Source organism: Arthrobacter sp. NPDC090010 (assembly GCF_044748305.1).
GTDB lineage: Bacteria > Actinomycetota > Actinomycetes > Actinomycetales > Micrococcaceae > Arthrobacter_E.
Map to the genome: position 1 here is coordinate 36,444 of NZ_JBIVFT010000006.1, position 23,767 is coordinate 60,210.

Sequence of the window (23,767 nt, forward strand, 5' to 3'; positions counted from 1 at the left end):
TGATGCACGTCATAGCATCCTCGTGATTCCTTAACCGGTATAGAAAGCAGGTTCAAGCATGAACGCGGCGGAAAAACCAGGGAAGATGAAACGAAGGACCGGCCGCAGACACCGTTCCGGGGCGGCATTGATCGCCGTGGCGGTCTCGCTCGGGGGCCTGGGGATGGGAGCGGTACCCGCTTTTGCCAAGGCTGCACCGGCCGGAGATCCGGTGGCTCAGAGTCCCACCGCGGTGCCGGCGCTGTACCCGACCCCACAATCGCTCCGCCAAGGCGGTGACCCGGTGCCGTTGTCCGGCAAGGTCACCATCGTCACCGGTCAGAACCCGGACCAGGCGACGGTTGAACTGGTCAAGCGGATCGTCCAGGAGGCCGGCGGCAAGGCCGAGGTTTCGGCGACACCACGCTCCGCGGGCAAGGAGATCTACCTCGGAACGGTCCAGGACAACCCCGCCATCGCCCGGGTGGTGGCCGGCATGGGCGCGCATGATGCGAGCGATCTGCGCGCCGACGGCTATGTCCTGACTTCCGGGCGCTACGACGGCCGCCCGGTCATCGCTCTCAATGGCTTCGACGCCCGAGGCGCCTTCTACGCCGCCCAATCCCTGCGGCAGCTCGTCACGGGCAAGTCCGCGCCCGGCGTCGTCATCCGCGACTGGCCACTCATGTCCATCCGCGGTGCGATCGAAGGCTTCTACGGGATCCCCTGGTCTCAGCAGGCGCGTCTGGACCAATTCGCCTTCTACGGCGAACACAAGCTGAACACCTACATCTACACCCCGAAGGACGACGCCCTCCTGCGCGCGCAATGGCGCACGCTCTACAGTGGCACCGATCTGGAACGGATGGACCAGCTCGTCAAGGGGGCGAACGCCAACCACGTCGACTTCACCTTCGCGCTCTCGCCCGGCAATGACGTCTGCTATTCCTCAGATGCGGACTTCCAGGCCACGGTGGCCAAGTTCGAGCAGCTCAGGACACTCGGGGTGCGGTCCTTCTACGTCGCCCTCGATGACATTCCGCTCTCCTTCCACTGTGCGGCGGACAAGGCCAAGTACCCCGATCAGGGGAACTGGCACTGGCTGGCCGACGCTCAGGCCGACTACCTGAACCGCCTGGAGAACGAGTACATCAAGCCCCACGGGTTGCCTCCATTGCAGACCGTCCCCACGAACTACAACGGTTCCGGCCCGGACCCGTACAAAGGGGAGTTCGGGGCCCGGCTGAATCCCGATATCCGCGTCCAGTGGACCGGTGAGGGAGTCTTCTCCGACACCATCACCGCGGCATCGGTGCAGCGGGCCGGCACCTCCTACGCCACGAAGCACCTGTACATCTGGGACAACTTCCCGGTCAACGACGGGCAGCGTGGACGCCTCTTCCTCAACCCGCTCACGGGCCGCGATCCGGACCTCTACAAGTACATCGACGGCATCACGTCGAACCCGATGATCGAGCCCTATGCCTCGTTGCCGTCCCTCGCGGGCTACGGTGACTACACCTGGAACGGACCCGCCTACGATCCGGCCGCGTCCATGGCCTCCGCGCTCCGTGAACTGGCAGGACCCGACGCCGGGACCCGGGCCGCACTGAACACCTTCGTCGATCTGAACCAGAACTGGCCCTACCGTCCGGGCACGGAGAACGCGCCGGTCCTGAACAAGGACATCCAGGACTTCTGGGCGGCCCGGGACCGTAAGGACCCGGGCGCGGGCAGCGCGCTTCTGGCTCGTCTGAAGACCATCGAACAGCTCCCTCAGACACTGACGCGCATGGCGCAGCCCGGCTTCGCGCGGGATGCCGAACCCTGGGTCGACGCCGCAGCGCTCTGGGCCTCAGCACTCCGGCATCAGCTGGCGATGCTGAAGGCGCTCGACGCCGGCGATGGGGCCACCGCCACCAAGGAGTACTTCGCGGCGTCCTCGGCCATCGAGCAGGCGAAGAAACCCACCGTCCCGGACCTCGGGGAGAACGGGGCCGTCACCCAGAACGTGATCACACCGTCTGTCGGGGACGGTGCCTTCGAAGCGTTCAGCACCAAGGCCACAGCCCTCTACCGGGACTGGCTCGGCGCTGAAGCGATGGTGGCCCCGGTTTATCCCGGGACCGCGTCCAGCACCATGGGCACCTACTCCGGCAACGTGACCGGCAAGATGACGGACGGCGACCCGCAGAGCTTCTACTGGTCGAATCAGGCGCCCGTCGCGGGCAGCGCTGTGCAGCTCGATCTCGGTGCCGTGAAGCCGGTGGGATCCATCCTCGTGCGGCAGTCGGACAGCGATACCCAGACCGGCGACATGATCTACAACGCCGCACTGGACTATTCGGCCGACGGCGTCACCTGGACCACCGCGGGAACGTTCACGGCCCGGCCGCTGGTTCAGTACACCTTCGATGCGCCGGTGCAGGCCCGGTACGTCCGCTGGCGGGCGACCGCCCCGAACTCCGGAGGGCAGTGGGTGAAGATCCGCGAGTTGCAGGCGGCGGCGCCGTCGTCGGCCACGAGCAATCTGGCCTCGGTCTCGGGCCAGGGCGCGCCAGCGGCGTTCGACGCCGATCCCGGGACCGCTTATCAGGCCGCCTCCTCGCCGGTGACCGGTTCCTTCCTGCAACGGACCTTGGATGCACCGGTGAACGCGCGGCAGGTCGAGGTGGTCGGAGCCGTGTCCGGTACGGTCCAGGTCCTCCGTGACGGTGCATGGGTGGACCTCGGAGCTGTGCGGTCGGGGACGCCGTACACGGCCTTCGCCGTGGATCCATCGTGGGCGGTGTCCGGAGTCCGGATCCTGTTCGCGCCCGCCTCCCAGGCCCCGGGAGTCAACGAACTCGTCCTGCGCTGAGGCAGCCGATCCGCATTGTGAATATCGAAATGAAGGAGCATGAGATGACATCCACCCGTCGGCTCAGAGGTCTGGCGGCGTCCGCCGTCGCCCTCGCCACCATGTTCGGCACGTTCTGCGGTGTACCGGCCAACGCCGCGCCGGCCTCTCCAGGGTCGCAGATCCCCCTTGGAGAGACCGCCGCGGGCGGCTCGACCGGAGCCCGGACATGTTCGGCACCACCGGTATCGCTCGGTTATTACCGGATGTGGCGCGATGTCGCGACCACGAAGGCTGCTGACCGTGCGCCGAACTCCCAGCGCATGGACGACATCCCGGAGGAGGTCGACATCGTCTCGATGTTCGCGACGTCGCCGGCGGACGACCCGGACATGTGGGCCGCTGCGCGGGACAGCTATATCCCGAAGCTGCACGCCCAGGGCACCGATGTCATCTTCACGCTGTTCGTGGACAAGATCGCGGATGCGTCGATACCGCTCACGGAGGCCTCCTACGAGGCCTATGCCGAGCAACTGCTGGACACCTATGTCCGGCCGTACGGTCTGGACGGTCTGGACATCGATCTCGAGCGGAATCTGACCGCGGACGAGCTGACGCGTGCCAGCGGCGTGATCCGGGCGCTGAGCAAGTCTCTGGGCCCGAAGTCCGGCACCGGCAAGTACCTCATCCTCGATACGAATGACGACGGCACTCACCCGCTCGTGCGCCAGGCGGCCCCGTACATCGACTACCTCCTGCTTCAGGCCTATGGCCGCAGTGCGGCATCGCTGGAGTCGAGCTGGAAGACCTTCGCCCCGTACATCTCGTCCTGCCAATTCCTGCCGGGATTCTCCTTCTACGAAGAGCGGGGAGCTCGCTGGGGTGACGTCAACGCCCCCTTCGACACCAGCAGGGCCGCGGCCTATGCGCGGTGGCAGCCTCAGGGCGGAGAGAAAGGCGGAGTCTTCGGCTACGCCGTCGATCGGGACGGCAAGGAGGAGGGCGACGACACCATCACGCGGTCCACGTTCGACTGGATGAAGAAACTTGACGGTCTCATCGCGGATGTCGCGATCGGCTGAGGCCGACTGACGCAATATGTGTCGATTAAGTCAACATGGCGTTGACTTAATCGGTTTAGTTTGCCAGTCTCTGAGGCAAGCCATGGCTGGCGCACCCGTGGGCATCACGGTGACGCCACCGCGGGTCCGGGATCCCCCGCTCCGGACCTGAGCGGGATGACCGTGGCAGCGTCCGTGGTCGGCGGCCTGCTGAGTGACCCTCAGCAGGCCGCCGACCGCTGTGACCCACGACGCCGGCCGGCTGGCCGTTTGAACAGAGATTGCCGAACAGAGATTGCGAGGATGCCCTTGAGAAAGTCAACGACTGAGTTCTCCGAGGCTCTCGCCGCGGCCCTGCGTGAGGCCGGAGTGTCGCTGAGTTCTCTTCAAGGGCGTCTGGCGAAGCGGGGTGAATGGGTGTCGATCGGGGCTCTGAGCCACTGGCGTTCCGGCGTGAGAAAGCCTCAGGGCGCCAAATCCCTGTCGATGGTGTCCGTAATCGAGGAGATCCTGGGCCTGGCTGCAGGGGAGCTGACTTCGCTGATCCCGGATGGCACGAAGCCGGAGCCGTCACGTCACCCGGGGCGGCCGCCGATCCTCAGTGAACATTTCGAGACCGTCTATGCGCGCACGGTCGCGAATGTGGGGGAAGTCGGCCTCCAGGAACAGTCCGCACATCTGGTCGCGGACGTGGATGCTCAGGGGCTGATCGAGCGTCTCCGAGTACGCATGCGGGTTCAAGCGGTCGACGGTCCGGCCACGGAATTCAGCTGGTCCCATCACACGGAGGCGCCGACGGATGTCATGCCGGTCTTCACGGCCCTGCAAGGCTGCCGGTTCATCGCGGCTGAAACGGGGTCCTGGGGTGTCGGATCGATAGGGCGTTTCGCAATCGACCACACGGTGCCCGAGGGGGAGACCACGGTCTTCGAGTTCGAGGTGAGGTTCCCTTCGGGGTATCCCCGGCGGAACCAGTGCGGTCACATCTCCCTGCGGTCCATGCAGGAAGTGCTGCTCTGGGTCAGGTTCCCCGCCGCAGCCCTCCCGTCGTGGATCGAGGAGGTCGTCGTGACCTCGGACGGCATCGAGAAGTACCAGAAGAAGTACCTCGACGGCAGTCAGGTCGAGGCGACGCGAAGCAATGAAGGTCCCGGCCTGCTCATGATCCGCTGGGGATCGGCGCTGAGCGGCTGTGATCCTGACCGTGCCGCCCGCATTTCGCCGTGGGTCCTGAGCTGACGGCCTGTCGTGTGGTTCCGTCCAGGGGGGCTGCGTCGCCCACTTGGGCGCGCGCCGTCGTCGTCGGTGCAGAAGGGAGTCAGTGCAGGAAGGACGCGATGACGATCATGGCCGGTACGGCGATGACCGTTGTGATGAGAACGGTGTCCTTCGCCACGGTCACGCCCTGCTGGTAGCGGCTGGCGGCGACGAAGACGTTCTGCGCCGTGGGCAGTGCCCCGGCGATGGTGGCGGCGAAGAGTGCGTGGCCCTCGAGGCCGAGCAGGAAGTGCGCCGCCAGAAAAGCCAGAACCGGGTGCAGGATCAGCTTGAAGGACGACGCCACCAGAATGTCGACGCGACGGCCGCTGGCCGCGGCGAGCGGGCGGTTGCCGTTCAGGGACATGCCGAAGGACATGAGCATGGCCGGGACGGCCGCGCCGCCGATGAAGTGGATCGGCTGGAGCACGAGATCGGGCAGTTTCAGGTGCAGGGCCGAGAGGATGAGCGCCAGCGCCGAGGCCATGATCACGGGGTTGCGCACGATGATCAGCAGGAATTTCAGCACGGGGTTCTGCCGGGTGCTCCGGGTGCCGAGGGTGGCGTCCAGAAGCATGAGGTTGATCGGGTTGTAGAACGCCAGCTGGAAGATCAGCAGGGGAGCCACATAGCTCGCGTCGCCGAGGACGTACACGGCGATGGGGATGCCCAGATTGGCACTGTTCGCCTGGCTGGCGCTCATGGCGCCGATGATGCTCTCCGGCGTCTCACGTTTGAGCAGCAGCTTGCTGACCAGGTGATAGGCGACGCCGACGGCGGTTCCGCCGATGGCGGCCACCGCGAGCTGGGGCCCGAGGACGTCTTCGAGGCGAGCCTTGGAGAGTGTCTCGAAGAGGAGTGCGGGGCTGGCGACGAAGAAGGCCAGGCGGCTGAGGGTGGGCCCTGCGTTCTCCCCGAGGATCTTGCGACGCCCCACGAACCAGCCCACCCCGATGATGGACCAGACCACGAAGAAACCGGCGAGAACTCCCAACACGGTCTCACCCTACTTCCGCGTCCGCACTGTGGACTATTTTGTCTCATTTATTGGGCGCAAGGGGACTGCCGCCCGCCATGATCCGCCGCATAGGATGAGGTGGAACATCTGATGGGGGTCACATGAATCGTTTGCGGCGCCGCCTGCCAGTCCCTGATGTCTTGCGCGGGGTGGCGATCATCGCCATGCTCGTCGCCCACGCGGCGGGATTCTTCCTCAGCGCGCCCCGGGTGGTGCAGCTCGTGGTGGGCAATGTCAACGACGTCGCCTCGCCCCTGTTCGCGCTCGTCATGGGAATGTCCGCGCAACTGAGCTGGAATGCTTCCTCGGGCACTGGCCGGATGTTCCTGCAGCAGGCGCTGCGTGGGCTCATCCTGATCGGGCTCGGGCTCTGGATGGCGACGTGGGGCACCTGGGTGGCGGTCATACTCGCCTACCTTGGACTGCTTCTGATCATCGGAGTCCCGCTCCTGCGGCTCCGGACCCCGTGGCTGGCCGCCGTCACCTTGTTCGTCGCCCTGGCGAGCGACCCGTTCAATGCCTTCGTGCGGTCGCAGGCGTGGATCGCGACCGCGGATCCTGTGACGCGTTTCCTGGCCGACCTGGTGGCGCTCGGGCCGTCGTACCGGCTGAGCAATCTCTTGCCGTTCTTCCTGCTGGGCGGGCTGCTCATCCGGCACGGTCTGCGTCGCGACCGCGTGCTGTGGACGATGGCGGTGATCGCGCCTCTGGCCTACGCCGTCCGCCCGCTCGCTGAGCGGGTCACGGGCCGCCACTTCGGCGTCTCGGGCAGCTACGTCGATACGCTGCACGACGTCGGGCTGGTCTTCGCGGTGTATGTGGTCGTGGTCCTGCTCGCGACGGTGCGGGAACGAGGGGCCGCCGCGGTGATCCGCCGGATTTTCGCGCCACTGCGGATCTGGGGCCGGCATGCCCTGAGTCTCTATCTGCTCCACGTCGGGCTCATCGCGCTCTGGCTCCTCGTTCATGGCCGGGTCCTCTCCGGACCCGAACCGTTCGGCTGGGCGCTCGTGGTGCTACTGCCGCTGTTGTTGTCCTGGTGCTGGGATCGCTGGGTCGGTACCGGCCCCGTCGAGTGGCTGATGGGCCGGGCCACGCTGCGGCCCAAGCCGTTCCGGGTGAGAGACGAACGACTGGCCGTCGGCAAATAGTTCCCCGCAGGACCCGGAGAGCGCGCTCAGCCGCCGTGGTGCTGCCGGTGCCACCCCACGAGGGCGTTCGCGTGACCGTGGCCCATGCCGAACGTCTCTTTGAGATAGGCCACCTGTTCCATGTGCTTCCGGTCCGCCACAGCATCCAGTTCGGCCATCCAATGGCTGATCGGTTGTCCGTACTTCTTCTCGATCGACGGGAAATACGACGCCGGTCCGGTTACCTTTTCCTCGGGCATACGGCCATCATCCCACCGCGCGTGAATACCTGCCGGCACATCTCGCGACAAGCTGCCGGGTTCGACGAGCGTGCCCGCACTCAGTGCGTGTACACCGCCGTCGGGTGGCAACCGATGGTGTGGACGGTGACGGGGGTGTCGAAGACGCTGCTCAGGACCTCTGCGGTCATGGTCTCCTCGACGGTGCCCTCGTGCACCAGGACGCCGTTGCGCAGAGCCAGGATGCGGTCCGAGTAGGCGGCCGCGAAGTTCACATCGTGGATCACGAGCACCACCGTCTTGCCCAGTTCGTCTGCCGCCCGGCGCAACTGCTTCATCATGAGCACGGCGTGCTTCATGTCGAGGTTGTTCAGCGGCTCGTCGAGCAGGATGTAGTCCGTGTCCTGCGCCAGCACCATGGCCACGAAAGCCCGTTGCCGCTGTCCGCCGGAGAGCTGGTCCAGGAAGCGCCCCTGGAGTTCCGTCAGGTTCAGGAACGTCAGCGCCGCATCCACCGCTTCGACGCATGCAGCGGTCAGCCGGCCTCGCGAATGCGGGAACCGGCCGAGAGCCACGAGATCCCGGACGGTCAGCCGCGCCGCCAGATGGTTCTCCTGGCGCAGAATCGCCACGGTCCGGGCCAGCTCGGAGCTCTTGACGCCCTTTCCATCCGCCCGGCGCACCTCCAGCCCACCCACCGACACCGTCCCCGAGTCGGCCTCGGCGAGCCGGCCCAGAATGGTCAGCAGGGTCGACTTTCCCGCACCATTGGGTCCGATCAGGCTCGTCACACCACCCTGCGGGATGGTCGCGGAGACCGGTCCGAGGACCCTCGTCTCGCCGTAGTTCTTGGTCACATCAGAAAAAGAGATCACACCCGCCCCTTCCGCAGGAGCAGCACCAGGAACACGATGCCGCCCAGGAATTCGATGATCACGGTCAGGAAACCCGCCGCGTAGAACACGTGCTGCATGATGAACTGCCCCGCCACCAGCGTGAACAGTCCCAGCAGGAAGGCCATCGGCATCACGAAGCGGTGTTCGTGACTGCCTGCCACTTGGTAGGCCAAGGTCGCCACGACGAAGCCGAAGAACGTCATGGGCCCCACCAGGGCCGTGGAGAACGCCACCATGACGGAGACGAGGACCAGCATGAGCGTGAGTTCACGCCGGTGGTCCACGCCCAGCCCCTGGGCCGTATCCCGGCCGAGCAGCAGCACGTCCAGCCGGTAGCGCCGCAGCCACAGGATCGCGCCGACCACCGCGCAGACCCCGAAGGCCACCGGGAGGTGCGAGGCGTTGACGTCGCCCATCCGGCCGAACAATTTGGCGGAGAGCAGATCGTGGTCCGTCGGGTTCAGCATGCGCTGCACGAACACGGCGATCGAATCGAAAGCCAGGCCGAACACCACGCCCACCAGCAGCAGGATGTACAGGCTGCCGTTCTTTCCGGAGAACAGCCAGCGGTACAGGACGGTCGCGAAGACCACCATGAGCGCCGTCTGTGCCAGGACCTTCCCGATGCCTTCCTGCTGGGCCACCGCGGCCCCGCCGAAGACGAACACCATGAGCGTCTGGGACAGCGTATAGAGGGAATCCAAGCCCATGATCGACGGTGTCAGGATGCGGTTTCCCGTGATCGTGTGGAACACCACGGTGCCCACACCCTGCGTGAACGCCGCGATGACCATGGCCGCCAGCATCGACAGCCGCGCATCCAGCGCGAACCAGAACGAACCGCGGATGAACAGGAAGAGGAAGGCGACGACGGCGAGCAGCACCGCGGCGGCCATCAGCGCCAGGCGGGTGCCCGGACGCAGGGGCGTGCGCCGTCGTCGTCCGGCGGCGGCGAGGGGAGCCTCGACCGGTGCGAGTGTCGTGCTCATGCGCGCTCCCGTTCCAGAGCCGGGGCCGCCGCCGAGCGCTGGCTGCGCAGCAGCAGGATGATGAAGACGACGGCGCCGAGCGCCCCGAGGACCACGGAGGCGGGAATCTCCATCGGGGCGACGACGACTCGGCCGATGAGATCGCAGGCGAGCAGGAGCGCGACGCCGGCGGCCACCACCCACGGAAGATTCCGGCGGAGGTCATCGCCGAGGATCATCGAGACCATGTTCGGCACGATCAGGCCGAGGAACGGGATGAAGCCGACCACGACGCTCGTCACCCCGGTGGCCAGCGCCACCATGATGACGCCGAGGAACACGACACGGCGGTAGTTGAGGCCGAGACCCGTGGCCATGTCCTGGCCGAGCCCGGTGACGGTGAACCGGTCCGCCACCAGGAACGCCGCCACGGCGATGCCGGCCACGATCCAGAGTGGTTCGTAGAAGCCCTGCACGATGCCGCTGAAACCACCCGAACGCCAGGAAGTCAGGGCCTGCATGAGATTGAAGGTCCCGGCCAGGTACGTGGTGGCAGCGCCGACCACGGCCCCGAGCATGATCCCCACCAGGGGGACCACCACGGAGGAACGCAGCCGGATGCGGTCCAGGATGGCCAGGAAGAGCCAGGTCCCCAGGAAGGCGAGGCCCGTGGCGACCGCCATCTTGACCAGGGGAGTGGCCTCCGGGGCGATCAGCAGCACCACGAGCATGCCGAGCCCGGCCCACTGACTGGTGCCTGCGGTGCTCGGCTCGACGAACTTGTTCTGGGTGACCATCTGCATGATCACGCCGGAGATGCTCATGGCGGCCGCGGCGAAGACCAAGGCCAGGGTGCGCGGCACCCGGGACAGCCAGAACATCTCCTGCGCGGCGGGGTCGCTGAAGAGCTTCGGGAGGGAGATGTCATAGCCGCCCACCAGAAGCGAAACGAACAGCAGGATGGCGACGGCGGCCGCCGTCGCCATCCTGAAGAGGCGTGAAGTCACTGCGTTACGCGATTACTTGGCGGCGCCGTTGAACGCCGTGGCGATGCCCTTGAAGACGTCGGTGTACGCCTGGATGCCCTCGGTCAGGTAGAAGTCGGCGGGCAGGTAGACGATCTGGTTCTTGGCGAAGAACGGGGTGTCCTTCCAGACGCTGCCGAGGCCTTCGATGACCGACTTCGCAGGCTTGAAGTCCTTGCCTGCCTCGGTGACGGCGGCATCGCGGTCCATCACGATCATCCACTCGGGCTTGGCAGCGGCGACGGTCTCGGGGGAGAGACCGGAGTTGTTGTGCACGGAGTCGGACTTGAGCTTGCCGTCGTCCTTGGAGAAGACGTCCTTGAGGTTCACACCCTCCATCACGCGGCCGATCCGGCCCGCACCGTTGTCGATCTTGCCACCGGAGGAGTTGGCGAGGAAGACGGTCTGGCCGTTGGTGGCCTTCTTGGAGTCGGCGACGGCGGCGTCGAGATCCGCGACGATCTTCTTCGCCTCCTCCTTCTTGTCCAGGATGTCGCCCAGGGTGAGGGTCTGTTTCTTCAGGCCGTCCAGGTAGGAGGCGCCTTCCTTGTCGGAGGGTGCGATGTCGACCACGGGCGCGATCTTGCTGAGCTTCTCCGTGTGGCTCGAGAAGCGGTAGCCGCCGATGATCAGATCCGGCTGCGCCTCGCTGATGTTCTCGAACTTGGGCTCGCGGTGGCTGCCGGCGTCCTTGATGGCGTCGTTGGAGGCCCAGTCCTGGTAGCCGTCCTTCGGAAGGAGGGTCTTGGGAACGGCGACCGGCTCGACACCCAAGGCCTTGATCGTGGCCATGGAGGTGTTGTCGAGGGCGGCGATGCGGGCCGGTTTGGTCTTGACGTCCATGGACCCGGTGTTCGTCTGGATGGTGATGGTGGCGTTGCCGGCGTCGGCGGCCTTGGTGTCGCCGGCGTTGCCGCAGGCGGAAAGTCCGATAAGTGCTGCGACCAGGGCCGTTCCCGTGGCGAGGGTCTTGAAGCGTGACAAAGCTGTCCTCCAACGATGCGAATGATTAGGCAACAAAATTGTTCCTTTATTTGCCAAAAACACACGCTATAGGAAGGTAAGGCTTACCTCAACTTAAGTGACGGGGGTCATGGGTGCTGGGAGCGGTCGAATTCGCTACTTCCAGCCGGGGGTTCCCGCCGAGTCCGCTACCCAGGGCGCAATTCCACGCGAACTCGCTATGTGGTTGCGAATTCGCTCATTGTTTGAGCGGTTTGGCATGGAACTAGCGAGGTCGGTGGGTGGAACCGGTGGGTCAGGCCGTCCCCGTCGAGTAGGCACTAAATCGCAGTCGCGGTGCGGAACACTGTGATTTAGTGCCCAGTCGCGAGGGCGAGCGGAGCGCTTCAGAGTGCGTGCGGGGGGCGGACGGAACCTGCCGTCACGGCCTCGGCCGGGTCGGAGCCCAGCTGGATGATGCGGTTCATGCCGTCGACGTGCACCACGCTCGGCACGAACTCGCGTGCCTCCTCGGTGGTCATCTGGCCGTAGCTCATGAGGATCACGGTGTCGCCCACGTGCACCAGGTGCGCGGCCGCTCCGTTGATACCGATCACTCCGGAGCCGCGCTCGCCGGCGATCGTGTAGGTCTCCAGACGGGAACCGTTCGTCACATCCACGATCGAGACCAATTCGCCGGGCAGGATGTCAGAGGCCTCGAGGAGGTCGAGGTCGACCGTCACCGATCCCACGTAGTGGAGATCGGCGTGTGTCACCGTGGCCCGGTGGATCTTGGACTTGAACATCGTGCGCAACATAGCGCCTCAAGTCTACGCCGGACTCGCGGACGCGGCGCCGGGCGCGGAGTCAGCCCAGCACGCCCCGTAACCATTCGGCGTCGCGGACCAGAGCCTCGGAGGCGTCGTCCGGCACGAACTCGAACATCACATCGACCGGCACCCCGGAACCGCCCAGTATGTCCATCGCCCCGCGCCACAGTCCCTCCCGTGCGGCGAGCGGAAGCCGGGTATCGAACGGCCACCAGGAGAAGCAGTGCGCGCCGCGCAGCCACGGCAGGAGCGCCCGCAGATGCCGCAGCGCGTCGTCGTCGGGCTGATCCACATTCGGCTGCCAGTACACCCCGAGATTCTCCCGCCCCACCTCTTCCAGCAGCGCGTGCGTTCCGTCGAGGGTGTCGGTGAGGGTGTTGCGGTGATACTCCAGGGCGACGACGACGCCGGCCTCCGCCGCCGCATCGGCGGCGTTCCGCAGCTGCCGGACCACTGTGTTGCGGTGGGCGGTATCGGACTCGGCGCTGCCGCGGCTGCCCGCCCAGACCCGCACCCGCGGAGCGCCGAGCGCCACCGCGGTCTCCAGGGTTTCAGTGAAATCCTCGCCTTCAGCCCGGAAATAGGAGCCCAGGGAGAAAACACGCCTCCCCGCCTCGGCCGTGGCCGACCGGACGGAACGCGCCGTCGCCGGGTCCGGGCAGTGCACGTCCGCACCCCATTCGACCCCGTCCAGCCCTGCATGTCCGACGGCGGCCAGCACCGCGGGCACGTCGAGCCGCCGGAAGGTCACGGAGCAGAGGCCCAGGGAGATGTTCATGCGCCCAGCCTAGGGATGCGGAGGGTGACGCCGTGGCAAGCGATCACACGTGCACACGGCGCCGCCCGGTCCCCGAAAGAGGCTCAGCGCAGCGCGAAGATCGTGCGGTGCCAGTCCTTCTCGACCACGCCGCCGAGCTCGAACATGACGTGTTTGACCTGCGTGTACTCCTCGAAGGAGTAGGCGGACATGTCTTTGCCGAAGCCGGACTGCTTGAAGCCGCCGTGCGGCATCTCGGAGATGATCGGGATGTGGTCGTTGACCCAGACACAACCGGCCTTGATCTCTCTCGTCGCGCGCAGAGCCCGGGTCAGGCTGCGCGTCCAGGCGGAGGCGGCGAGCCCGTACACGGTGTCATTGGCGAGGGCGATGGCCTCCTCGTCGGAGTCGAAGGGCAACACCGTCAGCACGGGTCCGAACACCTCGTTCTTCACGATCTCCGAGTCCGGTGCAGCGTCGACCACCACGGTCGGGCGATAGAACGCCCCCTTGGCGAGTGCGCCCTCCGTGGGGGCAAGACCTCCGGCGGTGATGCGAGCATATCCGCGTGCCCGCTCGACCATGCCGGACACGTGATCGCGGTGTTTGAAGGACGACAGCGCACCGATGTCCGCGCTCTCGTCCTCCGGCACGCCCAGCACGATCGCATCGAAGCGGGCGGAGACCTTTGCGACGAACTCCTCGTACAGGCTCCGATGCACGATCGCGCGGGTGGCCGCCGTGCAGTCCTGGCCCGAGTTGATCAGCGCTCCCGCGACCGCGCCGTGCACGGCGGCGTCCACATCGGCGTCGTCGAACACCACGAAAGGCGCCTTGCCGCCCAGCTCCAGGTGCACGCGCTTGGCGTTGACCGCCGCGGCTTCGAGCACCGTGCGCCCCACTCCGGTGGACCCGGTGAAGGAGACCATGTCGACGCCGGGATGCTGCATGAGCGCCGCGCCGACGGTGGGTCCGCGGCCCACCACCACGTTCACGACGCCGTCTGGCAGCCCCGCCTCGCTGAGCGCCTGGGCGAAGAGAATCGAGGTCAGCGGTGTGATCTCGGCAGGCTTGAGCACCACGGTGTTGCCCGCGGCGATGGCGGGGAGGATTTTCCAGGCCGCCATCTGGAGCGGGTAGTTCCACGGCGCGATGGAACCCACGACGCCGATCGCCTCACGGCGGATCGCGGAGCTGTGCTCGCCGGAGTACTCGGCCATGGCCTTGCCCTCCAGATTGCGTGCCGCGCCCGCGAAGAAGTCCACATTGTCGATGGTGCCGGGGACGTCGAACTCCCGGCACAGCCGCAGGGGTTTGCCGGTCTGGGAGCTCTCCGCCTGGGCGAATTCCTCGGCCCGGGACTCCAGGATCCGGGCGAAGCGTTGGAGGATGGCGGACCGGGCCCCGGGGGTGGTGGTGGACCAGCCAGGGAAGGCGGCGCGGGCGGCTGCGACCGCTGCTTCGAGGTCCTCCAGCCCGGCGAGCTCCACGGTGGCCGTGACCTGGCCGGTGGCGGGGTTGATGACGTCGGCGGTCTCGCCGGAGGAGCCGGCGCGGAGTGCGCCGTCGATGAACTGGTGCATGGAAGAGCCTTTCTGGCGTTGAGTGCTCACATGTGGTGGGTCAGGAAGCCCGAAACCCGCCACCACTGAGCACTCAAGAGGCGGAGGGGGCGCTTTCGCGTTCGGCGCTGTCCAGGATGGCCGAGAGCCCGGCCTGGAAGGTGCTCAGTGAATCCAGTCGGGCCAGGCCCGTGTGGTGTTTCTCCAGCAAGGGGTGTCCGCCCAGCCGGGTGAAGACCCTGGGGTTCAGCCAGGGATCGTGGCCGGCCGAGTCCGGCAGCCGCTGGATCTCCAGAGCGATGCCTGCGCCGAGTGCCAGGGTGTAGCCCTCCAGCGCCGCGTAGTAGTGGACCACGCGTTCTTCGGGCAGGCCTGCGTCGGTGAGGCATCCCAGGACGAATTCGATGGCTTGCAGTTCTCCGGGACCGTAGGTGTCCGTGGCGAAGGCCTCGCTGCCGAGGGAGGGGTGTTGCATGAAGACCCTCAGGAGCTCGTCCAGGTACGCTTCGAGCCGGGAGCGCCATCCGTGATGCGCCCCGGCGTCCAGGGTGCGTTTCACGGAGAGTGCGAACAGGCGGTCGAGTGCGGCCCGGATGATCGCGTCCCGGTTGCGGAAGTGGCGGTAGACGGCGGTGGCGTCCACTCCGAGTTCCTCGCCGAGACGGCGGAAGGTGAGGCGTTCGTTGGGTTCCTGGCGTGCGATCCGGAGCACTGCATCGATGATGGTGTCCGCGTCCAGGCGTGCGCGGCGTTCAGACTGCTGCGCGGCCCGCGCCATCTATCCACCCCGCTTCCGTCTGCTTGCTTTCTGGACCCTCACGCTACACGATGCCCAAGGTGGGGCAAAGAGTCTGTCAGGGCGAATGTCATTAACAATGTCAACACCGTTGACTTAACTGTGACCCGCGTCATAGTGTCGTGTCCAATCCAGCCCCACAGACAGATTTGAGGAGCTCATGGCAGCAGCCCAGACCATCCTGGAGAACGGATGGGTCTACACCGGCCACTCGCCCGCGCCGCGGCGGGCGGACATCGCCGTCGACGGCGGTCGCATCCTGGCCGTCGGGGACCCTGGGACACTCTCCGCCCTGGTGGATGAGCAGACCCGGCGGCACGACCTCACAGGGCGGCTCGTGGTCCCCGGTTTCCAGGACGCCCACATGCACCCCGTCTTCGCGGGTGTGGAACTGCTGCAATGTGATCTGACCACCGTGGAGAACGCCGAGGAGGCCGTGGAGGCCGTCCGCCGCTACGCCGAAGAGAACCCGGACGAGCCCTGGATCCTGGGCGCAGGCTGGTCCATGGACCAGTTCCCCGGCGGAACCCCGGTCCGCGCGCTCCTGGACGCGGTGGTCCCGGACCGCCCGGTGTTCCTGCAGAACCGGGACCATCACGGGGCCTGGGCCAACACCAAGGCGTTCGAGTCGGCCGGCATCGACGCCGCCACCCCGGACCCGGACAGTGGACGCTTCGAGCGGGAGCCGGACGGATTCCCCGCGGGCACCGTGCATGAAGGCGCCATGGACCTCTTCAACGGTGTGAAACCGGGAACCTCCCGCGACCTCGCCTACGCCGGTCTGCTCAAGGCCCAGGAGCTGATGCTCTCCCAGGGCATCACCGCCTGGCAGGACGCCTGGGTCGCCGTGCCGGAGGACGGGCAGACGGACACCCTGGAGCTCTACCTCGACGCGGTCCAAGCGGGTGAGCTGAAAGTACGCGTGCGGATCTGCCAGTGGTGGGACCGTACGGCCGGGCGCGCCCAATTGCAGCCCATCCTCGAGCGGCGTGAGCGCGTGGCGCAGGCGGCCACCCCGGAACGGCTCACCGCGAGCACCGTCAAGGTCATGGTGGACGGCGTCGCGGAGAACTTCACCGCCGCCATGCACCACCCGTACCGGGACCACCACGGCCACCACACCGACAACCGGGGGATCGAATTCTTCGACACGGAGGATCTCAAGGGCTTCGTCACGGAGCTGGACGGCCACGGCTTCCAGGTGCATTTCCACGCGCTCGGCGACCGTGCGGTCACGGACGCGCTCGACGCTCTGGAACATGCCCGTTCGGTCAACGGGGTGACCGGTAACCGGCACCATCTCGCACACCTCCAGCTGGTCCGGGCGGAGGACACCCCGCGCTTCGCGGAGCTGGACGCAACCGCCAACCTCCAGGCGCTCTGGGCCTGCCACGAGGAGCAGATGGACGAGCTCACCCTGCCCTTCCTGGAACCGGACGCCGAGGAACGGCACTATCCGTTCGGGGAGCTGGCCCGGCACGGAGCACGCCTGGCGGCGGGCAGCGACTGGCCGGTGTCCACCGCCGACCCCCTGGCCGCCATCCATGTCGCCGTGAACCGGGTGGGGCCGGGCGAACGCCGCGAACCGCTCGGCCCGGACCACCAGAAGCTGAGCCTGAAGCAGATCCTGGACGCCTACACCCAGGGAACCGCCTGGCTGAACCGGCTGGATCATCTCACCGGCACCCTGTCCGAGGGGGCGCTGGCCGATTTCGCGGTGCTGGACCGCAACATCTTCGAACTCCCGGCCGAGCAGCTCCACAGCGCACGGGTGCTTCAGACCTGGATCGACGGCGAACAGGTCTTCGAGCGCGCCGCGGACGACGCCGAGGCGACGGCATGAGGGCCGGCCGCTGGACCGCGCTGGTGGCCACCGCCGTCGTCGGTGCGCTGGCACTCTCCGGCTGCGGACGCATCGGCAACGCAGCGGGGGACGGCGACGGCGGGGCGAAGTTCACCCTGAGTGAGACCTCGCCCGCGCCCAGCAAGGAGATCGACAGCTTCAGCTGGGCCATGTACGCGGAGCCGTTCTCGCTGGACTACGCCTACGCCTTCGACTACCCGGACAACACCATCCTCTCCAACATCTGCGACTCCCTGTTCCGCTGGAACAAGGACCTGACGGTCTCCCCGGGCCTGGCCACCAAGGTGGACAATCCCGACCCCCTGCACTGGGTCTACACCATCCGTCAGGGCGTCAAGTTCCACGATGAGACCGTCATGACCGCCGACGACGTCGTGGCCTCCCTCCGCCGGCACCTGGACGAGAAGGTGGGCTCGTTCTGGGCATCCGCCTTCCAGAACGTGGAGAGCATCGACAAGACCGGCCCGTACCAGGTGACCATCACCATGGCCAAGCCGGACTACACCCTCAACTCGGCCCTCGTCGGCGCACCGGGCGTCGTGGAATCCGCCAAGACCCTCGCGAAGGACGGCAAGGACTACGGCAACTCCGCTGCGGGTGTGAACTGCACTGGCCCATTCAAATTCGACTCCTGGGATGCCGGGGAGAGCGTGAATCTCAGCCGATTCGACGACTACTGGGACCCGAAACTCAAGGCCAAGGCGAAGCACGTCAGCTTCAAGATCCTCAGTGACGCGAGCGCCCGGATCAACGCCCTGCAGACCGGCGAGATCGACGGCGCGTTCATGATCCCGTCCAATGCGGCGGACATCCTGAAGGCCAACACGGACGCCGGCACTCTCTACTTCGGACGGGACACCACCGTCCAGAGCCTCGTTTTCACGGACCTCGCCGGCACGTTCAAGGACGTCCGGGTGCGCAAGGCCCTCATGATGGCCATCAACCGTCCCGCCTTGATCAAGGCCGCGGAGCAGGGCTATGCCAAGCCCACCGACGCCCTGACCACACGCAATGTGTGGGGCGCGGCGAAGCCGTCCACCGTCGACGAGGCCTTCAAGGGACTGGCCCCGCTGGACTACAACCTGGACGAGGCCCGCAAGCTGGTCAAGGAGGCCGGCGCCAGCGGGAAGAAGGTGGTGTTCTCCACCGCCTCGCTGAGTGCGGCCTTCGACATCGAGACCCGGGCCATCGCCTCGGCCGCCAAGGACATCGGCCTGGTGCCGGAGATCAGGACCATGTCCAATGACAAATACACCACGCTGTTCTCCGACCCGGAGGCTCGCAAGGGCACGGATCTGGTGCTGACATCCTGGTACCTCTCCAGCACCGAACCGCTGGAGATGTACAGCGTGCTCCGCACCGGGGACTTCAGCAACTATGGAGGCTGGTCCAGCCCGAAGTACGACGCGCTGGTCAACCAGGCCATCGGCACCAAGGACCCGGACCAGCGGGCCAAGCTGACGGCGCAGGCCGCGAAGATCGCCAGCGACGAGGTCGTCTGGGGTCCGCTCTACGAAACCGTCACCTCTATGTGGCTGGGCAAGCGCATCACCGGCGCCGACCCGTCCATCAACTACATGTACTACCCCTGGGCCGCACAGATCGGAGGCCGCTGACCATGAGCGCACAGGCAACCGCCGTGCAGGAACCGCGGACCACGGCGCCCGCCCGCAAGGCGCGCCCCCGCTACCTGCGCTTCGCACTGGGCAAGGTCTTCTCGCTGCTCGTGACACTCTTCATCGCGTCCCTCGCGGTGTTCTTCTCCCGCTTCCTGGTTCCGGGCGACCCGGCCCGCTTCCTGCTGCGCGGCCGCAGCCCGAAGCCGGAGGCCCTGGCGGAGATCACCCACCAGTTCGGCCTCGACAAGCCGGCCTGGGAGCAGTACCTGAACTGGCTCGGTGGCATCCTGCACGGAGACTGGGGACGTTCCCTCACGTACCGCCAGGACGTCTCGGATGTCCTGCTCAACCGGCTTCCGACCACGCTGCAGCTCGTGGCCCTGGCAGCCGTGTTCATCACCCTGCTCGGTTTGCTGGCGGGCATCATCGCCAGCCTGAACAAGGGCTTCGGAGACCGCTTCATCCTGGTCACGCTCACTGCGGCCGGTGCCGTGCCGCCGTTCGTGGCGGCTATCGCCCTCGTGGCGCTGTTCGCCGTGCAATTGGGCTGGTTCCCGTCCTTCGGCAGCGGCGACGGTTTCCTGGACCGGGTCTGGCATCTGACGCTGCCGGCCCTGGCCCTCGGCATCACCTACATCGCCTTCGTGGCCAGGGTGACCAGATCGTCCATGAACGAGCAATTGGTCCGCGAACACGTCGAGGTCGCCACGAGTCGCGGTCTGACCCGCTCCTCCGTGGTGTTCCGGCACGTACTGCGCAACGCCCTCGGCCCCATCCTCACGGTCAGTGGCGTCATGATCGCCGGCCTCCTGGTCTCCAGCGCCATCATCGAGCAGACCTTCGGGCTCACCGGGATCGGGCAGCTGCTGGTCCAGTCCATCGACCGGCTCGACTTCGGCGTCGTCCAGGCCATCGTCATGGTGGTGGTCACCGCCTTCGTGGTGGTCAACACCGTGGTGGACCTCCTGCAGCCCCTCATCGACCCGCGGATCGCCGCCGGAACGGAGACCCGATGACCCTCTCGCTGACCCTGCCGAGACAGGGCTTCCGCCGCTACACTTCGGCGCTCTCCCCGCTGGCGTGGATCGCCGTGCTGGTGGCCGCCGTCGTCGTGCTCGTCTCCGTCTTCGCACCGACACTGGCGCCCTACGATCCCGACTACGTCGACCTGAACAATGTGCTCGCCGGGCCGAGTTCTCAGCACCTGCTGGGCACTGACGCACTGGGCCGTGACCTGCTCAGCCGTCTCATGGTCGGTGGCCGGACCTCCCTGCTCGGCCCCACCCTGGTGGTGCTCGGCTCCACCGTGCTCGGGCTCCTGCTGGGCCTCGCGGCCGGCTGGTCCGACGGCTGGCTCGGCAAGGTCCTGGGCCGCGCGTTCGACATCCTCTTCGCATTCCCCGCCCTGCTGGTGTCCATGCTGGCCGTGGCGCTGTTCGGCAAGGGGCTCGTGGCTCCCATCATCGCCATGACCATCGCGTACGTCCCGTACGTGGCCCGCCTGACCCAGGGTCTCGTGGTCTCCGAACGGACCCGGCCCTACGTCCAGGCGTACCGGGTCCTCGGCTTCCGGACGCCCTGGGTGGTCCTCGGCCGGGTGCTGCCCAACCTCATCCCCACGGTCGGGGCGCAGTCGGCCCTGAACTTCGGCTACGTCCTGGCGGACCTGGCGGCGCTGTCCTTCATCGGCCTGGGCGTCCAGCCACCCACCAGCGACTGGGGCGCCATGATCGAGGAGTCCCGGGGCGCGTTGCTCGGCGGCTACGTGCTCCCCGCCTTCTGGCCGGCACTCGTGGTGGTGGTCGTGGTGGTCGCCGTGAACGTGATCGGCGAAGAGATCTCGGATCGGATCGGAGGCAAGCTCTCATGAGCCAGCTGCTGGAAGTACAGGACTTCACCCTGGGATTCGCGGGGCGCGAGCCCCTGCTGAACGGCATCAGCCTGCACGTCGACGACGGCGAGGCAGTGGCGCTGGTGGGCGAGTCCGGTTCGGGCAAATCGCTGACCACGCGTGCCGCCCTGGGGCTGCTCCCGGAGCGCTCGCAGCATTCCGGGACTGTGGCGGTCCGTGGGCTGAACACGTTGACGGCAGGTGCTTCACAGCTCCTGGAACTGCGCCGGAACCGGGCGTCGATGATCTTCCAGGACCCCCGTGCCGGGATCAACCCGGTTCGCACGGTGGGGGACTTCCTCACCGAGACACTCGTGCGCTGGCGTGGGCTCTCCCGGGCGGAGGCCACCGAACGCGCGGTGCAGCAACTGGAACAGGTGGGGCTGCGCCGGGCCAAGGAACTCGTGGCCCAGTACCCGCACCAGCTCTCGGGAGGCATGCTGCAGCGCGTCATGATCGCCGCGGCGCTGCTGGATTCGCCCGAGCTGCTGCTGTGCGATGAACCCACCACCGCGCTCGATGTCACCACGCAGGCGGGCATCGTGAAGCTGCTGAGGGACGAACAACAGGCGCGCGGCATGGGCATGCTGTTCATCACCCACGATCTCAACCTGGCCTCCAGCCTGTGCGAACGCGTCTACGTGCTGCGGCACGGCCAGGTGGTGGAGCGCGGCACGGCACGCGAGGTGTTCCTGGCTCCGCGTGAGGACTACACCCGCCAGCTCGTCGGCGCGACGCCGAGCATCGAGCTGGACAAGGTCCCGGCGGTGCCCGAGGCTGCCGACGGTGAAGAGCCGATCCTCGCCGTCGACTCCCTGAGCAAGCACTATGAACTGCCGCACGGAGAGACCCTCACCGCGCTGGACGCGGCCACGTTCACCCTTCCGGTGGGCGGGTCGCTCGGGGTGGTGGGTGAATCCGGCTCCGGCAAATCCACGCTGGCGCGGCTGGTGGTGGGACTGGAGACGCCGAGCGAAGGGACGCTCCGGCTCGGCGGCGTCGACCGACCGGACCGCCCCCTCAAGGCCCGGGAACGGAAGCTCCTGGCCGAGGACGTGCAGATCGTCTTCCAGGATCCGTACCTCTCGCTGGACCCGCGGATCGCCGTCGGGCATGCCGTCGCGGACGTCTTCCGGCTCCACCGGAAGCAGGGCAGGAAGCAGGCCCAGGACAGCGCCCGCGAACTGCTCGGCCGGGTGGGGATCGGCCCGGAGCGTTTCGGGGCCAAACCCCGGGCCCTCTCCGGTGGACAGCGCCAGCGTGTGGCCCTGGCCAAGGCGCTCGCCGCACAGCCGCGGCTCCTCGTCCTGGACGAGGCGACGAGCGCCCTGGACGTCTCGGTCCAGGCCCAGGTGCTGGAACTCGTGGAGGAACTGCGGGATCAGCTCGGCCTGACGATCCTCTTCGTCACGCATGACCTGGCCGTGGTCTCCCGGATCTGCTCGCAGGTCCTCGTGATGCACCAGGGTCGGATCGTCGAGCAGGGCCCCACCGCCCGCATCCTCGCGGACCCCGGAGACGAGTACACGCGCAAGCTCATCGGTTCCCGGCCGCGGCCCCTCTGGGACCAGAGCGTCCCCACCGCGGTCTGAACACCGCACCCGACACATCGCAACTCTGAAACAAGCACCTTCAAACAGGAGATTCCCGTGCACAGCACCGTTTTCGAACGGAACGTCCCGTCCTCGGCCGTCGTCGAACAATCCCTGAAAGGCACCGTCCACCGGCCCTTCTGGATCGACGACCTCGGCCCTGACGTCCCACGGCACCCCCGGCTGGAAGGGGACGCCGCCGCTGATCTGGTGATCGTGGGTGGCGGCTACACCGGCCTCTGGACCGCATTGCGGGCCAAGGAACGCCACCCGGAGCGCAGCGTCATCCTGCTCGAAGCCGAGCAGCTGGCCTGGGCCGCCTCCGGGCGCAACGGCGGGTTCTGCGAGGCGAGCCTCACGCACGGCTATGAGAACGGCAAGAGCCGCTGGCCGGAGGAGATCGAGACCCTGGAACGCCTGGGCCTGGAGAACCTGGAACGCATGCAGGAGGCCATCGAGCGCTATGGCATGGACTGCGATTGGGAGCGCACCGGTGAGCTGAACGTCGCCGTCGAACCTCATCAGCTCCAGTGGCTGGGGGAGGAGAGCGGCGGCGTGGTCCTGGACCAGGAGGCCGCCCGGGCCGAAGTGAACTCACCGACCTATCTCGGCGCGGTCTGGCTCAAGGACTCCGTCGCCATGGTGCACCCCTACAAGCTGGCCACCGAGCTGGCACGCGTGGTCACCGAGCTGGGTGTGGTCATCCACGAGGGCACCCGGGTGCGGGAGCTCGTGGACGGCGACTCCGGCGTCGCCGTGGTGACGAACCGCGGGGCCGTGCGTGCCGGGCAGGTGGTGTTGGGCACCAACGTCTTCCCGGCTCTGCTCAAGAGGAACAGGCTGATGACGGTGCCGGTCTACGACTACGCGCTCATGACCGAGCCGCTCAGCCAGGAGCAGCTGGAAGCCATCGGCTGGACCAACCGGCAGGGCATCGGCGACATGGCGAACCAGTTCCACTACTACCGGATCACCAAGGACAACCGCATCCTGTTCGGGGGCTACGACGCGCTCTACTTCTCGGGCCGCACCGTGGACGAGGGGCACGAGTACCAGCCCGGGACCTGGAAGAAGCTGGCGAGCCACTTCTTCACCACGTTCCCCCAGCTGGCGGGCCTGAAGTTCACTCATCAGTGGGCCGGTCCCATCGACTCCAGCACCCAGTTCTGCGCCTTCTTCGGCACGGCCCGCAAGGGTCGCGTGGCGTATGCCTCCGGGTTCACCGGTCTGGGTGTGGGGGCGACGGCCTTCGCCGCCGACGTGCTGCTGGACCTGCTCGGCGGGCTGGACACGGAGCGGACCCGGGTGGAGATGGTGCGCAAGCGTCCCTTGCCGTTCCCTCCCGAGCCGTTCGCCTCGGTGGGCATCAACCTCACCCGCTGGTCGATGGACCGGGCGGACCACAACGAGGGGAAGCGGAACGTCATCCTGAAGGCGCTCGACGCCGTCGGGCTCGGCTTCGACTCCTGAGAGACGGACGACGACGGCGGGTATCGGGGGCG

Annotated in this window: 20 protein-coding genes; 10 read left to right on the top strand and 10 right to left on the bottom strand. The window is 67.0% G+C overall.

What is annotated here, in order from left to right; genetic code table 11:
- Nucleotides 1-85 precede the first annotated feature (85 nt).
- From ACIPXZ_RS10375 to ACIPXZ_RS10385, 3 genes are all read left to right on the top strand, one after another.
- On the top strand, nt 86-2,839 hold the full coding sequence (locus tag ACIPXZ_RS10375; protein ID WP_400593448.1) for a beta-N-acetylglucosaminidase domain-containing protein: 2,754 nt from the start codon (nt 86-88) through the stop codon (nt 2,837-2,839).
- 44 nt (nt 2,840-2,883) lie between these two features.
- Entirely contained in the window at nt 2,884-3,900 is a 1,017-nt protein-coding gene (locus ACIPXZ_RS10380; protein ID WP_400593451.1) for a hypothetical protein, read from the top strand.
- 288 nt (nt 3,901-4,188) lie between these two features.
- The gene (locus ACIPXZ_RS10385) at nt 4,189-5,118 is read left to right on the top strand and encodes a hypothetical protein (RefSeq protein ID WP_400593454.1); all 930 of its coding nucleotides are present in this window, start codon (nt 4,189-4,191) and stop codon (nt 5,116-5,118) included.
- A gap of 79 nt (nt 5,119-5,197) precedes the next feature.
- Here ACIPXZ_RS10385 and ACIPXZ_RS10390 read toward each other — a convergent pair whose 3' ends face one another.
- A complete protein-coding gene (locus ACIPXZ_RS10390) occupies nt 5,198-6,133 on the bottom strand; it encodes an AEC family transporter (protein ID WP_400593457.1) in 936 nt (311 codons plus the stop codon).
- Between the two features lie 122 nt (nt 6,134-6,255).
- On the opposite strand from ACIPXZ_RS10390, the gene ACIPXZ_RS10395 reads away from it, so the two are divergent.
- Nucleotides 6,256-7,305: a heparan-alpha-glucosaminide N-acetyltransferase domain-containing protein gene (locus ACIPXZ_RS10395; RefSeq protein WP_400593460.1), complete on the top strand. Its 1,050-nt coding sequence runs from the start codon at nt 6,256-6,258 to the stop codon at nt 7,303-7,305.
- Between the two features lie 26 nt (nt 7,306-7,331).
- On the opposite strand, the gene ACIPXZ_RS10400 is transcribed toward ACIPXZ_RS10395, so the two are convergent.
- The 9 genes from ACIPXZ_RS10400 to ACIPXZ_RS10440 all read right to left on the bottom strand — a co-directional run bounded on the left by ACIPXZ_RS10400 (nt 7,332) and on the right by ACIPXZ_RS10440 (nt 15,281).
- Nucleotides 7,332-7,544: a DUF4287 domain-containing protein gene (locus ACIPXZ_RS10400; protein WP_400593463.1), complete on the bottom strand. Its 213-nt coding sequence runs from the start codon at nt 7,542-7,544 to the stop codon at nt 7,332-7,334.
- 80 nt (nt 7,545-7,624) lie between these two features.
- Nucleotides 7,625-8,398: an ABC transporter ATP-binding protein gene (locus ACIPXZ_RS10405; RefSeq protein ID WP_400593466.1), complete on the bottom strand. Its 774-nt coding sequence runs from the start codon at nt 8,396-8,398 to the stop codon at nt 7,625-7,627.
- Complete coding sequence (locus ACIPXZ_RS10410) at nt 8,395-9,408, bottom strand: iron chelate uptake ABC transporter family permease subunit (protein WP_400593469.1); 1,014 nt, start codon at nt 9,406-9,408, stop codon at nt 8,395-8,397. The genes ACIPXZ_RS10405 and ACIPXZ_RS10410 overlap by 4 nt, the downstream gene beginning before the upstream one ends.
- Nucleotides 9,405-10,394, bottom strand: a complete 990-nt coding sequence (locus tag ACIPXZ_RS10415) for an ABC transporter permease (RefSeq protein ID WP_400593472.1) — start codon at nt 10,392-10,394, stop codon at nt 9,405-9,407. The genes ACIPXZ_RS10410 and ACIPXZ_RS10415 overlap by 4 nt, the downstream gene beginning before the upstream one ends.
- Nucleotides 10,395-10,406: 12 nt before the next feature.
- Nucleotides 10,407-11,396: a siderophore ABC transporter substrate-binding protein gene (locus ACIPXZ_RS10420; protein WP_400593475.1), complete on the bottom strand. Its 990-nt coding sequence runs from the start codon at nt 11,394-11,396 to the stop codon at nt 10,407-10,409.
- Nucleotides 11,397-11,761: 365 nt separating this feature from the next.
- A complete protein-coding gene (gene panD / locus ACIPXZ_RS10425) occupies nt 11,762-12,172 on the bottom strand; it encodes an aspartate 1-decarboxylase (RefSeq protein WP_400593478.1) in 411 nt (136 codons plus the stop codon).
- Between the two features lie 49 nt (nt 12,173-12,221).
- Nucleotides 12,222-12,962 carry a sugar phosphate isomerase/epimerase family protein gene (locus ACIPXZ_RS10430; RefSeq protein ID WP_400593481.1) on the bottom strand — a complete coding sequence of 247 codons (741 nt, stop codon included), beginning with the start codon at nt 12,960-12,962 and terminating at the stop codon, nt 12,222-12,224.
- Nucleotides 12,963-13,045: 83 nt separating this feature from the next.
- On the bottom strand, nt 13,046-14,524 hold the full coding sequence (locus ACIPXZ_RS10435; protein ID WP_400593483.1) for a gamma-aminobutyraldehyde dehydrogenase: 1,479 nt from the start codon (nt 14,522-14,524) through the stop codon (nt 13,046-13,048).
- Between the two features lie 73 nt (nt 14,525-14,597).
- Nucleotides 14,598-15,281, bottom strand: coding sequence for a TetR/AcrR family transcriptional regulator (locus tag ACIPXZ_RS10440; RefSeq protein WP_400593486.1), 684 nt, complete (start codon nt 15,279-15,281; stop codon nt 14,598-14,600).
- 178 nt (nt 15,282-15,459) lie between these two features.
- Between ACIPXZ_RS10440 and ACIPXZ_RS10445 the strand changes: the two genes are divergently transcribed.
- From ACIPXZ_RS10445 to ACIPXZ_RS10470, 6 genes are read left to right on the top strand one after another with little or no spacing between them, the layout of a single operon-like run.
- Nucleotides 15,460-17,142 carry an amidohydrolase gene (locus ACIPXZ_RS10445; RefSeq protein WP_400593488.1) on the top strand — a complete coding sequence of 561 codons (1,683 nt, stop codon included), beginning with the start codon at nt 15,460-15,462 and terminating at the stop codon, nt 17,140-17,142.
- Nucleotides 17,139-18,779: an ABC transporter substrate-binding protein gene (locus ACIPXZ_RS10450; protein ID WP_400593491.1), complete on the top strand. Its 1,641-nt coding sequence runs from the start codon at nt 17,139-17,141 to the stop codon at nt 18,777-18,779. Before ACIPXZ_RS10445 ends, ACIPXZ_RS10450 begins: the two co-directional genes overlap by 4 nt.
- Nucleotides 18,780-18,781: 2 nt before the next feature.
- Complete coding sequence (locus ACIPXZ_RS10455; protein WP_400593494.1) at nt 18,782-19,798, top strand: ABC transporter permease; 1,017 nt, start codon at nt 18,782-18,784, stop codon at nt 19,796-19,798.
- Entirely contained in the window at nt 19,795-20,652 is an 858-nt protein-coding gene (locus ACIPXZ_RS10460) for an ABC transporter permease (protein WP_400593497.1), read from the top strand. The genes ACIPXZ_RS10455 and ACIPXZ_RS10460 overlap by 4 nt, the downstream gene beginning before the upstream one ends.
- Nucleotides 20,649-22,265, top strand: a complete 1,617-nt coding sequence (locus ACIPXZ_RS10465) for a dipeptide ABC transporter ATP-binding protein (RefSeq protein ID WP_400593500.1) — start codon at nt 20,649-20,651, stop codon at nt 22,263-22,265. The genes ACIPXZ_RS10460 and ACIPXZ_RS10465 overlap by 4 nt, the downstream gene beginning before the upstream one ends.
- Nucleotides 22,266-22,322: 57 nt before the next feature.
- Nucleotides 22,323-23,735 carry an NAD(P)/FAD-dependent oxidoreductase gene (locus tag ACIPXZ_RS10470; protein ID WP_400593503.1) on the top strand — a complete coding sequence of 471 codons (1,413 nt, stop codon included), beginning with the start codon at nt 22,323-22,325 and terminating at the stop codon, nt 23,733-23,735.
- Nucleotides 23,736-23,767: the final 32 nt, after the last annotated feature.